Origin of the sequence: Actinoplanes sp. OR16 (assembly GCF_004001265.1) — a bacterium.
In the GTDB taxonomy this organism is placed as follows: Bacteria; Actinomycetota; Actinomycetes; order Mycobacteriales; family Micromonosporaceae; genus Actinoplanes.
Genome location: NZ_AP019371.1, coordinates 8,301,777 through 8,313,871, shown reverse-complemented (window position 1 = coordinate 8,313,871; position 12,095 = coordinate 8,301,777). Strand labels below are relative to the sequence as shown.

The window sequence follows — 12,095 nt, the reverse complement described above, 5'->3', positions numbered from 1 at the left end:
GACAAAACCGGCAAATCGGGAGTTATCTCATGCCACGTGTTCTCTCCATCGGCGCTGCCGCCGCGGTCTCCGCGACCCTCGTCACCGCCCCCGCCGCGGCTGCCCCGCCGGCCGCGATGAACTGCAGCATCCAGACGCGCAGCGGCCACTACGTCACGGCGGTCGACGGTGGTGGCCGGGCCGCCGACGTGGTGCGCACCGACGCCACCACGGTCGGCGCGGCGGAACGGTTCCAGCTGATCGCCCTGAGCGCCACCACGTTCGCGGTCCGGACCGCCAGCAAGAACTACATCACCGTCGTGAAGGGTGGCGGCCTGCGTACGGACCCGATCCGCTCGAACGCCACCACGGTCGGCGCCACCGAGAGGATGGGCGTGGTTCCGATCGCTGGTGGATGGTCCGCGATCCGCACGCCGAGCGGCAACTACCTGACGGCCGTGGGTGGTGGCGGCCGGCGTACCGACGTGGTCCGCTCCGACGCCACCGCGATCGGCCCGGACGAGCGCTTCAAGTTCAACTGCTGACCTGCCGGCTGTGCCTCATGGCTGTCCACCTCGCGTCCGGGCAGCCATGAGTCACAGCCGGCGGAGGGATTTCAGCCGGTCACTTTGCCGTGGTCCACGGACAGGTGGCGATCCGTGGCGACCGCCTCCAGCATCCGGCGATCGTGCGTGACCAGCAGCAACGTGCCCGTATAGCTGCTCAGTGCCGACTCCAGCTGCTCGATCGCGGCCAGGTCGAGGTGGTTCGTCGGCTCGTCGAGGACGAGGAGATTCACCCCGCGGGCCTGCAGGAGCGCGAGCGCCGCCCGGGTGCGCTCGCCGGGGGAGAGGGTGGAGGCCGGCCGCATCACGTGCGCGGCGCGGAGGCCGAACTTGGCGAGCAGGGTGCGTACGTCGGCGTCGGAGAACGCCGGAACGGCCGCCCCGAACGCCGTCATCAGCGGCTCGTCGCCGAGGAAGAGCCCGCGCGCCTGGTCCACTTCGCCGACGACGACGCCCGGGCCGAGGTGCCGGGTGCCGGAGCTCAGCGGGGCGCGGCCGAGCAGTGCGGAGAGCAGCGTCGACTTGCCGGACCCGTTGGCGCCGGTGATCGCGATCCGGTCGGCCCAGTCGATCTGCAGGCTGACCGGCCCGAGGGTGAACGATCCACGGGTCACGACGGCGTCGTTCAGGACGGCCACGACCGCGCCGGCCCGGGGCGCCGCCGCGATCTCCATGCGGAGTTCCCACTCCTTGCGCGGCTCCTCGACGACGTCGAGACGTTCGATCATCTTCTCGGTCTGCCGGGCTTTGGCGGCCTGCTTCTCGCTGGTCTCGCCCCGCTGACTCTTCGCGATCTTGTCGTTGTCCGGGGCCTTGCGCCGCGCGTTGCGGACGCCCTTGTCCATCCAGGCGCGCTGCGTCCGCGCCCGTTCCAGCAGCTCGTCCTTCTTGTCGGCGTACTCCTCGAACGAGGCCCGGGCCTGCGCGCGCGCCCGGGAACGTTCTTCCAGGTACGACGCGTATCCACCGCCGTACAGCTGGACCTGCTGTTGAGCCAGATCCAGTTCGAGGACCTTGGAGACGGTACGGGTGAGGAACTCCCGGTCGTGGCTGACCACCACGCAACCGGCCCGCAGACCCTGCACGAACTCCTCGATCTGCGCGAGCCCGTCCAGGTCGAGGTCGTTCGTGGGCTCGTCGAGCAGATAGACGTCGTAGCGGCTGAGCAGCAACGACGCCATGCCGACCCGGGCCGCCTGGCCGCCGGAGAGGGCGGTCATCGGCAGTTCCAGGGAGAATCCGAGGTCGAACGATCCGGCACGCTCGTCGAGATCGGCCCCGCCGAGGTCCAGCCATCGTTCCAGCGCTGCGGCGTAGAGGTCGTCGGCCCCGGGAGCGGAGACGGCGAGGGCTTCGGCGGCAGCGTCCATCGCCGTCTGCGCCGCAGCGACCCCGGTCCGGCGGGCCAGGAAGTCCCGGACCGTCTCCCCGGGCCGCCGTTCGCGCTCCTGAGGCAGGTATCCGACGTTGGCGCCGGGCGGGCTGAGCGTGACGCTGCCGCTCTCCGTGGGGATCAACCCCGCGAGGGTACGCAGGAGAGTCGTCTTCCCGGCGCCGTTCACCCCCACGAGACCGATCACGTCACCGGGGGCGACCACGAGGTCGAGCCCGGAGAAGAGGGTGCGGTCGCCGTGCCCCGCGGCGAGTTCCCGGGCGATCATGGTGGCGCTCATCAGACGCCATCCTAGTTACCGGGCTCAGCGCAGGCGGGACCCGTAGACGTGATCGACGGTCATCGTCATGAGCACCCGCCGGTCGGCGACCATGACCGAGCGGTACTCCGCCCAGTCCGGGTGCTCGCCCGCCGCCCGGCGGTAGTAGTCGACGAGCGCCTCCACCTCGGGCCCGGCCGGATCGCTGCCCGGCCCGGTGAGCGTGGCGATCCCCTCGGCGGTGGCCCAGGCCCAGCCGTCCGGGCTGGTCACCTCGAGGGTGGCGCGCGGGTCCCGGCGCAGGTTGGCGGTCTTGGCCCGGCCCTCGGTCATCGAGACCAGGATGACCCCGGCCTCCCGGTCGTAATAGGGCGTGACCGGGGAGAGCTGGGGCCGGCCGTCCGCCTTGATGGTGGCGAGGACACCGATCCGGCTCTCCGCGAGCAGCGTGCGCGGGTCGAACTGGGTTGCCGTCATGACTGTTGCCAGCCTCCGGCCCGGACGGGTTATTCCTCGATGGGCACGGCGTTTCCGCTGACCCGCACGCCCGGCGATCCCGCGACGAGACGGACCGTGATGCGGCTCGGCCGGCCCATGTCGTCGCCCTGGTGCAGCCGGACGGTCGCGTCGGCCGGCACGATGCCGAGTTCTCGCAGGTAACCGCCGAACGCGGCGGCTGCCGCTCCGGTGGCCGGGTCCTCGTAGACGCCGCCCACCGGGAACGGGTTCCGTACGTGGAAGAGGTCCTCGCCATCGCGGTGGACGAGCTGCACCGTCGTCCATCCACGATCCAGCATCAGCGCCTTCAGCGCGGGCATGTCGTAGTCCAGCTCGGCGAGGCGCTTGCGGCTGGTCACGGCGAGGATCGGATGGTACGCCCCGGCATAGGCGATCCGGGGCGGCAGCGCGTCGTCGAGATCCCCGGCCGGCCAGTCGAGGGCGGCCAGCAGCGCGGCCAGGTCACCGGCCGGCAGCTCGGCGACGGAGGGATCCACGCTGGTCAGCGTCGCGACCCCGGCGGCGACCCGGACCGGCACCTCGCCGGCGTTGGTCACGAAGACGTGGTCGCCGTCACCGAGCGCCACCGCCGTGGCGACGGTGGCGTGCCCGCAGAACGGCACCTCGGCGAGCGGGCTGAAGTAGCGCACCCGCAGCTTGCCGCCGGCGTCCCGGCCGGTCACGAAAGCGGTCTCGGAGTAGCCGACCTCGGCCGCGATCTCCTGCATCGCGGCGTCGGTCAGGGAACCGGCGTCGAGGACCACGCCGGCCGGGTTGCCGCCCTGCGGATCCGTGCTGAATGCCACGTACCTGTCGATGTTCGTCATGAGGCTGAGCCTGCGCCGCGGCAGCCGGGGTGAGCCAGAGCCAATCCCGCGCGGCTGGACGCGTCCGGCGTCACAATCGTGGATCGTCATGATTGCGGAGTAGCGTTCGTGCGGTGACAGAGGCTCCTTCCGCGATCACACCCATTCCTCCCGCCGACCTGCCGCGCACTCTGGGCGAGCTGCGTGCCACCGGGCACGAGTTCCGCACCGTCAAGGAGGAGTTGCGCGACAACCTGCTCGACCGCATGCGCAGTGGGCAGCAGCGCTTCCCGGGCATCGTCGGCTACGACGACACCGTCCTTCCCGAGGTGGAGCGGGCGCTGCTCGCCGGGCACGACATGGTGCTGCTCGGCGAGCGCGGCCAGGGCAAGACCCGCCTGATCCGGTCGCTGATCGGCCTGCTCGACGAGTGGACGCCGTTCATCACCGGGTCCGAGCTGCACGAACACCCGTACCACCCGCTCACCCCGGCGTCGCGCCGGCTGGCCGAGGAGACCGGTGACCTGCTGCCGATCTCCTGGCTGCATCGCGGTGAGCGTTACGGCGAGAAGCTCGCCACCCCGGACACCAGCGTCGGTGACCTGGTCGGCGACGTCGACCCGATCAAGGTGGCCGAGGGGCGTGCCCTCGGTGACCCGGAGACGATCCACTTCGGCCTGGTGCCCCGGACGAACCGCGGCATCTTCGCGGTGAACGAGCTTCCCGACCTGGCCGAGCGCATCCAGGTGTCGCTGCTCAACGTGCTCGAGGAGCGTGACATCCAGGTCCGGGGCTACCAGCTCCGCCTCCCGCTCGACCTGCTCCTGGTGGCCTCGGCCAACCCGGAGGACTACACGAACCGCGGCCGGATCATCACCCCGCTGAAGGACCGCTTCGGCGCCGAGATCCGCACCCACTACCCGGTCGACCTGGAGCTGGAGACCGCCCTGATCCGTCAGGAGGCCGCCCTGGTCGCGGCCGTCCCCGAGCACCTCGTCGACGTCCTGGCCCGCTACACCCGCGGCGTCCGCGAGTCGCCGTCGGTCGACGCCCGTTCCGGCGTCTCCGCCCGGTTCGCGATCACCGCGGCCGAGACCGTCGCCGCGTCCGCGCTGCGCCGGGCCGGTCTGCGGGGCGAGCGTGAGGCGGTGGCCCGCATCTGCGACGCCGTCTCGGTCACCTCCACGCTGCGCGGCAAGGTCGAGTTCGAGAGCGGTGAGGAGGGCCGGGAGACCGAGATCCTCGCGCACCTGCTGCGGGTCGCCACCGCCGAGACGTTCCGGGCCCGGCTGGCCGGCCTCGACCTGTCCGGCTTCACCGACCTGGTCGCCGAGGGCGCGATCATCCAGACCGGTGAGCTGGTCAGCGCCGAGGAACTGCTGGCCCAGATCGGCACGGTCCCCGGCCTGGCGAAGGTGCTCGACCGGCTCGGCCTCGGCGACGCGCCGAGCCCGGGGCAGGCCGCGTCCGGGGTCGAGTTCGTCCTGGAGGGGCTGCACCTGACGAGACGGCTCGCCAAGGAGCTGACCGACGACGGCCGCACCCTCTACGGGAGCTGACGATGCCTGTCTTCCGCTATGGGGAGTGGCGGGACGGCCCTGATCCGCTCGCGCCTCCCTACGACGTGCGGGCCGCTGTCGACGAGATGGGCGATCGCGTCATGCAGGGGGACAGCCTGCGTGACGCGCTCCGCGACCTGATCCGGCGTGGTCCCCGCGACGGCCAGGGCCTGGACCAGCTGCGGGCCCGCGCCCAGCGTCTCCGCCGGGAGGCGCTGCGCCGGGGCAACCTGGACGGCGCCGTCACCCGGGCCCGGCAGATGCTCGATCAGGCCCTGGCCGCGGAGAAGGACGCCCTGGCCGCCCGGGACGACGACGATGCCCGGTTCGCCGAGGCGCAGCTGGACAGCCTGCCGCGGTCGGTCTCGCAGGCCGTCGCGGAGTTGTCCGAATACCCCTGGGCGTCCGACGAGGCGCGGCAGATCTATCAGCAGATCTTGGAGGGTTTGCGGCAGGAGGTCGTCGAGCAGCGCTTCGCCGGGATGAAGCAGGCGCTCCAGCAGGGCGACATGTCGCAGATATCCGAGATGGTGGGCGACCTGAACCGCCTCCTCGATCAGCACGCCCGCGGCGAGGACACCGGCGACGCCTTCCGCGACTTCATGGATAAGCACGGCAGGTTCTTCCCGGACAATCCGCAGAACGTCGACGAGCTGATCGACTCGCTGGCCCGGCAGGCCGCCGCGGCCGAGCGGCTGATGCGCTCGCTCAGCCCGCAGCAGCGCGAGGAACTGCAGAACCTGATGGCCCAGGCGCTCGGCGACGGTCCCCTCGCGGGACAGCTGGCCGAGCTCACGGACAACCTGAAGGCGCTGCGTCCCGGCATGAACTGGGGTCGTGGCGAGCGGATGCGCGGCCCGGGCGATCTGGGGTACGGCGACGCGGCGTCCGCACTCGGCGAGATCGCCGATCTGGACGAGCTGATCGACCAGCTCGGCCAGGAACATCCCGGGGCGACCCTCGACGACGTGGACGTGGAGGCGGTGGAACGGCAGCTGGGCCGGGGCGCCGCCGACGACCTGCGCCGGCTGCGCGAGCTGGAACGGGAACTGCGCCGGCAGGGCTGGGTGCAGCGCGACGCCGAGGGGCTCACGCTCTCGCCGAAGGCGCTGCGCCGGCTGGGGCACACCGCTCTGGCGAGGATCTTCTCCGACGTCACCGAGGGCAAGCGCGGCGAGCACGACATGCGCGACGCGGGCGCCGCCGGTGATCTGATCGGCTCGTCGCGGCGCTGGGAGTTCGGTGACGACCAGCCGCTCGACGTGGTCCGGACCATCGGCAACGCGGTTCGCCGCCGGGCCGCCTCCCGAGATGTCCAGACCCTTCCGGTACGCCTGGCGCCCGACGATTTCGAGGTCGCCGAGACCGAACGACGGGCGTCGGCGGTGGTGGCGCTCTGCGTCGACCTCTCCTACTCGATGTTCGCCGACGGCCGCTGGGGCCCGATGAAGCAGACCGCGCTCGCGCTGTCGCACCTGGTCGCCACGAAGTACCCGCAGGACGCGTTGCAGATCATCGGTTTCGGCAAGTACGCGCAGACGCTCAGCCAGGGCGAGCTGGCAGCGATCGAGCCGACGATCGAGAAGGGCACCAACCTGCAGCACGCGCTGATGCTGGCCGGCCGGCACCTGCGCCGGCATCCCGGTTCCGAGCCGGTGGTCCTGGTGGTCACCGACGGCGAGCCGACGGCGCACCTGGAGGACGGCGGTGAGGCCATGTTCTGGTGGCCGCCGCTGGCCGAGACCGTACGGGCCACGGTGCGGGAGGTGGACCAGCTCACCAGGTACGGCGCCACGCTCAACGTGTTCATGCTGGGCGAGGAGCCGGGCCTGCGGCGGTTCGTCGGCCGGATCGCCGAGCGCAACGGCGGCCGGGTGTTCAGCCCGGACGCCGCGGAGCTCGGCCGCTACGTGATCGACGACTACGTGCGGGCTCGCCGGGGCCGCCGCTGAGGGGTCAGGAGCGGAGCGTGTCCGAGGGCGCGGCGCCGTAACGCTGGCGGTAGGCGGCGGCGAACCGGCTCGGGTGGGTGAAGCCGTAGCGGTAGGCCACCTGCGCGACCGTCGTCCCGGGCAGGGCCTGGCGCAGTTCGTCGTGCACCAGGCCCAGCCGCAGCTGGCGCAGGTAGGTCATCGGCGGCATCCCGACGTACCGCTGGAAGCTCTGCTGCAGCGACCGCACGCCGACCCCGGCGATCCCGGCGAGGTCGGCCACCGTGAACGGGCGTCCCGGCTGGGCCCGCATCGCCTCCACGACCCGGCGGATCGCGCCGGGGGCGGCGAGGGCCGGCCGGTGCCGTTCCATGGCGTCCCGGTAGCGGTGCCCGGTCGCGGTGAGCAGCCCGCTCACCAGCGTCTCCCGCAGCCGGGCGCCGACGACCGGGTGCAGGGTGAGCCCCGCCTCGCTGGTGTCCGCCGCGATCATCCGGGCCAGCCGGCCCCAGGCCGCGCCGGCGCCGCGGGTCAGGTCGAGGCCGGGGTCGAGGTCGATCGGGCCGCGGATCGGCGCGTCCAGGATCCGGGCCAGCTGGTTCTCCAGCTCGGCACGGGCGATCTTCACGGCGACGATCCGGCAGTCGCCCGCCCAGTGGTCCACGACGGTGTCGCCGGTGGGCCGGTAGACCCCGGCGCTCTCCGGGGTGGCCAGGGTGACGTCGTCGTTGCCCTGGCGGAACACCATGCGGCCGGTCAGGGGCATGTTGACGTGGTACGCGCCGAGCTCGCCGGCCCGGACCGCCACGTCCATCCCGAACTGGAGATCCCCGACCGTGACCGCGTCGTCGCCGCCCACCGCGAACGTCGCCGTCCACTCCGGCCGGGTGGCCAGGACGTCGACGTCCATCGTGTAGAAGTGGTCGTTCAGCAGTTGCCGCGCGTGGTCGACGTCGCGGATCGCGAGAGTCACGGGTAACACGCCGTACAGCTTGACGGTTCACTTGACGCCTTGCCAACCGGGCGTAACGGGCCGTGATCGCCGTCCGTCCCATGTGGGCTCAGGAAATGGAGATCCAACCTCGATCGTGTGAAAGCTGACACTGAGCCGGCGGTCACGCGAGCGTGGAGGCGGGCCTTGGCCTAGCCTCCTAGGATGCCTTAGGTGGTGTGGCGGTTGTGACTGCGCGTCGGCCAGGGATACGCGGCTGGTTATAGTTGCTCGGCGAGCGACCGGCTCCGGTGACGGCAGGCGCAGCCACCCGCGGGGGAGCGGGTGGCGACAGGCGCGGTCGCGAGCCGGGCGGGCCAAGGGGAAGGGCCCAACGGAAGGGGAGTGGTGTGATGTCGCAGCAGCCTGCGCCGTCCATCGAGACCTCGAACCGGATCTTCACCCTGCCCAACGTGATCAGCTTCCTGCGGCTGCTGGGCGTCCCGCTCTTCCTCTATCTGCTGCTCGTCGCGGAGCACGACGTCGCCGCGGTGATCGTGCTGGCGATCGGCGGCTCGACCGACTGGGTCGACGGCTACCTGGCTCGCCGGATGAACTCGGTGAGCCGCCTCGGCGAGCTGCTCGACCCGTTCGCCGACCGGCTCTACATCCTCGCCACGCTGATCGGGTTCACGGTCCGCGAGGTGGTCCCGTGGTGGCTGACCGCGGCGCTGCTCGCCCGTGAGGTGGTCCTCGGGATCGCGCTGCTGGTGCTGCGCCGGCACGGTTTCGGGCCGCCGCCGGTGCACTACGTCGGGAAGACCGGCACGTTCCTGCTGCTGGCCGCGTTCCCGATCATCCTGCTGGCCAAGGCCGTCCCCGAGTGGGAGGCCTGGGCGTACCCGATGGGCTGGGGTCTGGCCTGGTGGGCGCTCGGCCTCTACTGGGCGGCTGCCGCGCTCTATCTGATCCAGGCGGTCCGGCTGCTGAGGTCGGACCGGGAAGCAGCGGTTCCGTCGTGACCGTTCCGGATCCGGACGGCGGCTCGGGCAAGAGGACGTACGGCCCGGACTTCCTGACCGCCCTGTTCCAGAATCCGCTCGACCCCGGTTACGCCGACGCCGCCGCCCGCAAGGCCGAGGGCCGCGGCCGGACCGGCGCGGCGAAGCGGGTGGCGGGCGGCTCGACCGCGCTGGTGCTGCTGGTGATCGGTTTCCTGCTGGTCGTCGGCTACCAGCAGACGGTCGCCGACGAGCCGGCCCGCACGGTGGCCCGGGACGAGCTCGTCGGCCAGGTGGAGAACCGCCGGGACGAGACGGCCGACCTGCAGGGCCGCGCGGACGAGCTGGCCGAGGAGGTCGCCGGGCTGCGGGAGAGGGAGCTCACCGGCGAGGCGCTCGCCCGGCTGCGCGATCTCGAGGCGGCGACCGGGTTCGCCACGGTGCACGGGCACGGCGCGAAGATCACGCTGGCCGACGGGCCGACGTCGGTGGACCCGGTGACCGGGGAGCGGCGGACCGAGAGCCGGGTGAAGGACACCGATCTGCAGCTGGCCACGAACGCGCTGTGGAGCGCGGGCGCCGAGGCGATCGCGATAAACGGGCAGCGGCTCACCGCGACGTCGACGATCCGGCAGGCCGGCGAGGCGATCCTGGTCAACGTGCAGCCGGTCGCCACGCCGTACGAGGTGGTCGCGATCGGCCCGGACGATCTGGCCGACGACTTCACGTCCGGTTATGCCGGGCACTTCTTCGAGACCCTGGTCGCGCGGTACGGCATGTCGTTCGACGCGTCCCGGGTGAAAGACGTGACGCTGGAGGCGGCGACCGAGCTGAAGCTGCGGGTCGCGACTCCGAGCACCCCCGTGCCCGCGCCGCCGGGCTCCTCCTCTTCGTCGCCGGACGGCTCCGGATCCCCCGTGCCGTCCGGCTCTGCGTCGGAAGGCGGCCGATGATCGCCGTACTCGCTCTGCTCGCCGGTGTCCTGCTGGGCATCGTCTTCCATCCGGCGGTGCCGCCGGAACTGGTGCCGTACCTGCCGATCGCGGTGGTGGCCGCGCTGGACGCGGTGTTCGGCGGGGTGCGCGCCAAGTTGGACGGCATCTTCGACGACAAGCAGTTCGTCGTGTCGTTCATCTCGAACGTGCTGGTCTCCGCGCTGATCGTCTACGTGGGTGATCAGCTGGGGGTGGGCGGTCAGCTCTCCACCGGCGTCGTCGTGGTGCTCGGCGTGCGCATCTTCGGTAATGTCGCGGCGATCCGCCGGCATCTCTTCCGGGCATAGGACGGTGTGGCGATGACCGATCGGGACGAGACGACCGCTCCTCCAACGGGTGAAAAGGAGGACGCGGCTGATCCCGTACAGGAAAAGAATGATCTTGATCACGACGAGAAAGAACAAGATCAAGATCCGGAGCCTGCCGGTACGGGTGACCCGAAGCGTGTGATCCGCCGCCCCGCGCCCGCCGGGACCCTGATCTGGGTGCTGCTCGCCCTGCTCGGGTTCACCCTGGTGGTGCAGCTGCGCAGCAACGACGCCGACCACGGCCTGGCCACCGCGCGGCAGGAGGACCTGGTCCGGATCCTCAGCGACCTGGAGGCGCAGGACAGCCGCCTGCTCTCCGAGATCCAGGCCCTGGAGGCGACCCGTCAGCAGCTCTCCTCGGGTGTCCAGGGCCGGGAGGCCGCCCTCGCCGAGGCCAGCAAGCGCAGCGAGGAGCTGGGGCTGCTCGCCGGTACCGTGCCGGGCAGCGGGCCGGGCCTGGAGATCACCCTGCAGAAGGTGAAGGCGTCCGACATCCTCAACACCGTTCAGGAGCTGCGCGGTTCCGGCGGTGAGGTGATGCAGCTCGGCGGCGACAACGGCGCGGCCGTGCGCGTCGTGGCGCAGACCTATTTCGTCGATGCCCAGGGCGGTGGAATCATCGCCGATGGTGTGCATCTGACCGGTACATTCCGTCTTCTGGTGATCGGTCCGGCCGCGACCATGAGTACCGCGCTGCAGATCCCGGGCGGGGTGGTCGCGTCGGTGAAGAACGACGACGGTAGCGTGACCATGGACTCGCGCGCCCTGGTCGAAGTGACCGAGGTGCGTAAGGCGACAGCCTTGCAGTACGCGCGTCCGGTGTCGTGATAAACGGAGGAAGCGTTGATTCCTGAGGACCTGCGGTACACCGCGGAGCACGAGTGGGTCGCCGGTGACGGCAGCGGCCCGGTGCGGGTGGGCATCACCCACTTCGCGCAGGACGCGCTCGGTGACATCGTGTTCGTGCAGCTGCCCGACGAGGGCACCGTGGTGCAGGCCGGCGACTCGCTCGGGGAGATCGAGTCGACGAAGAGCGTCTCGGAGATCTATGCGCCGATCGCGGGCACCGTCGTGGCGAAGAACGCGACTCTCGCGGACGAGCCGGAAATCATCAACGGCGAGCCCTACGCCGCCGGTTGGCTTGTGGAGATCGCGCCGGAGGATCCCTCCGCGCTCGATTCCCTTCTCGACGCGGCGGCGTACCGCGCGCTCACCGAGAGCTGATAAAGCGTATATCGGCCTCCGCGAGTCTTGTTGCTCAGCGATATTGGCGCTGACTAGGCTCGCGGGGACTACACGAAGAACTGTTATTCCTTTGAATCCGATAGTCGTGCGTCGGGCCGTAATCGGCCCCGGCGACCAACTGATCCGTGAGGTGGTCCGATGACGCGCCCAGACGACGAGTTCCCCCCACTCGACGTCACGTCCACGCTGAACCTTGGCGCCCTCGACGAGGTGCTGGAGGGACCCGAGACCGACGTGGTGCCGGCCCGCATGTCCGGGTCGCTGCCGCCCGGCATGGCGCTGCTGGTGGTCCGCCGCGGCCCGAACGCGGGCGCCCGGTTCCTCCTGGATCACGACGTGACGACCAGTGGACGGCACCCGGACAGTGACATCTTCCTCGACGACGTGACGGTTTCCCGTCGCCACGCCGAGTTCCACCGTGACGGCGGCACCTTCACCGTGCGCGACGTCGGCTCGCTCAACGGCACGTACGTGAACCGGGAGCGGGTCGAGGCCGCGACGCTGAGCAACGGCGACGAGGTCCAGATCGGCAAGTTCCGTCTGGTGTTCATCGCCGGTCCGCGGCCGGAGGGCGAGGGCCGGGCGTGAACTCGTCGGGGGCGGCGGCGCGCGACCCGGGGGCCT

The 12,095-nt window shown here is 71.1% G+C and carries 13 protein-coding genes; 9 read left to right on the top strand and 4 right to left on the bottom strand.

The annotated features are described in order from the left end of the window. Window positions 1-29 precede the first annotated feature (29 nt). Window positions 30-524: a hypothetical protein gene (locus tag EP757_RS38315; protein ID WP_127553226.1), complete on the top strand. Its 495-nt coding sequence runs from the start codon at window positions 30-32 to the stop codon at window positions 522-524. 71 nt (window positions 525-595) lie between these two features. Here the strand turns inward: EP757_RS38315 and EP757_RS38310 are convergent, their stop codons facing one another. Genes EP757_RS38310 through EP757_RS38300 form a run of 3 tightly spaced genes read right to left on the bottom strand, consistent with a single transcriptional unit; the run spans window position 596 to window position 3,522 of the window. After that, the gene (locus tag EP757_RS38310; RefSeq protein WP_127553225.1) at window positions 596-2,218 is read right to left on the bottom strand and encodes an ABC-F family ATP-binding cassette domain-containing protein; all 1,623 of its coding nucleotides are present in this window, start codon (window positions 2,216-2,218) and stop codon (window positions 596-598) included. A gap of 24 nt (window positions 2,219-2,242) precedes the next feature. Further along, window positions 2,243-2,674: a PPOX class F420-dependent oxidoreductase gene (locus EP757_RS38305; protein WP_127553224.1), complete on the bottom strand. Its 432-nt coding sequence runs from the start codon at window positions 2,672-2,674 to the stop codon at window positions 2,243-2,245. 29 nt (window positions 2,675-2,703) lie between these two features. After that, entirely contained in the window at window positions 2,704-3,522 is an 819-nt protein-coding gene (locus EP757_RS38300) for a PhzF family phenazine biosynthesis protein (protein ID WP_127553223.1), read from the bottom strand. Window positions 3,523-3,635: 113 nt separating this feature from the next. Here EP757_RS38300 and EP757_RS38295 point away from each other — a divergent pair, with 113 nt between their 5' ends. Next, complete coding sequence (locus EP757_RS38295; RefSeq protein ID WP_127553222.1) at window positions 3,636-5,060, top strand: sigma 54-interacting transcriptional regulator; 1,425 nt, start codon at window positions 3,636-3,638, stop codon at window positions 5,058-5,060. Window positions 5,061-5,062: 2 nt separating this feature from the next. Continuing rightward, on the top strand, window positions 5,063-7,012 hold the full coding sequence (locus tag EP757_RS38290; protein ID WP_127553221.1) for a VWA domain-containing protein: 1,950 nt from the start codon (window positions 5,063-5,065) through the stop codon (window positions 7,010-7,012). 4 nt (window positions 7,013-7,016) lie between these two features. Here EP757_RS38290 and EP757_RS38285 read toward each other — a convergent pair whose 3' ends face one another. Continuing rightward, window positions 7,017-7,964: an AraC family transcriptional regulator gene (locus tag EP757_RS38285; protein ID WP_232050225.1), complete on the bottom strand. Its 948-nt coding sequence runs from the start codon at window positions 7,962-7,964 to the stop codon at window positions 7,017-7,019. Window positions 7,965-8,335: 371 nt separating this feature from the next. On the opposite strand from EP757_RS38285, the gene EP757_RS38280 reads away from it, so the two are divergent. From EP757_RS38280 to EP757_RS38255, 6 genes are all read left to right on the top strand, one after another. Then, on the top strand, window positions 8,336-8,944 hold the full coding sequence (locus EP757_RS38280; protein WP_127553220.1) for a CDP-alcohol phosphatidyltransferase family protein: 609 nt from the start codon (window positions 8,336-8,338) through the stop codon (window positions 8,942-8,944). Then, window positions 8,941-9,876, top strand: coding sequence for a DUF881 domain-containing protein (locus EP757_RS38275; RefSeq protein ID WP_127553219.1), 936 nt, complete (start codon window positions 8,941-8,943; stop codon window positions 9,874-9,876). Before EP757_RS38280 ends, EP757_RS38275 begins: the two co-directional genes overlap by 4 nt. After that, complete coding sequence (locus EP757_RS38270; protein ID WP_014445295.1) at window positions 9,873-10,205, top strand: small basic family protein; 333 nt, start codon at window positions 9,873-9,875, stop codon at window positions 10,203-10,205. The genes EP757_RS38275 and EP757_RS38270 overlap by 4 nt, the downstream gene beginning before the upstream one ends. Before the next feature lie 12 nt (window positions 10,206-10,217). Next, complete coding sequence (locus EP757_RS38265; RefSeq protein ID WP_232050224.1) at window positions 10,218-11,054, top strand: DUF881 domain-containing protein; 837 nt, start codon at window positions 10,218-10,220, stop codon at window positions 11,052-11,054. Between the two features lie 15 nt (window positions 11,055-11,069). After that, window positions 11,070-11,450, top strand: a complete 381-nt coding sequence (gene gcvH / locus EP757_RS38260; protein ID WP_127553218.1) for a glycine cleavage system protein GcvH — start codon at window positions 11,070-11,072, stop codon at window positions 11,448-11,450. Between the two features lie 159 nt (window positions 11,451-11,609). Then, the gene (locus tag EP757_RS38255; protein WP_127553217.1) at window positions 11,610-12,059 is read left to right on the top strand and encodes an FHA domain-containing protein; all 450 of its coding nucleotides are present in this window, start codon (window positions 11,610-11,612) and stop codon (window positions 12,057-12,059) included. Window positions 12,060-12,095 lie beyond the last annotated feature (36 nt).

Excerpts from the sequence above, each read along its gene's own strand:
- EP757_RS38305 (WP_127553224.1), bottom strand. The coding sequence starts at position 2,674 with ATGACGGCAACCCAGTTCGACCCGCGCACGCTGCTCGCGGAGAGCCGG.
- EP757_RS38290 (WP_127553221.1), top strand. The coding sequence starts at position 5,063 with ATGCCTGTCTTCCGCTATGGGGAGTGGCGGGACGGCCCTGATCCGCTC.
- EP757_RS38300 (WP_127553223.1), bottom strand. The coding sequence starts at position 3,522 with ATGACGAACATCGACAGGTACGTGGCATTCAGCACGGATCCGCAGGGC.
- EP757_RS38265 (WP_232050224.1), top strand. The coding sequence starts at position 10,218 with ATGACCGATCGGGACGAGACGACCGCTCCTCCAACGGGTGAAAAGGAG.
- EP757_RS38270 (WP_014445295.1), top strand. The coding sequence starts at position 9,873 with ATGATCGCCGTACTCGCTCTGCTCGCCGGTGTCCTGCTGGGCATCGTC.
- EP757_RS38310 (WP_127553225.1), bottom strand. The coding sequence starts at position 2,218 with ATGAGCGCCACCATGATCGCCCGGGAACTCGCCGCGGGGCACGGCGAC.
- EP757_RS38315 (WP_127553226.1), top strand. The coding sequence starts at position 30 with ATGCCACGTGTTCTCTCCATCGGCGCTGCCGCCGCGGTCTCCGCGACC.
- EP757_RS38255 (WP_127553217.1), top strand. The coding sequence starts at position 11,610 with ATGACGCGCCCAGACGACGAGTTCCCCCCACTCGACGTCACGTCCACG.
- EP757_RS38280 (WP_127553220.1), top strand. The coding sequence starts at position 8,336 with ATGTCGCAGCAGCCTGCGCCGTCCATCGAGACCTCGAACCGGATCTTC.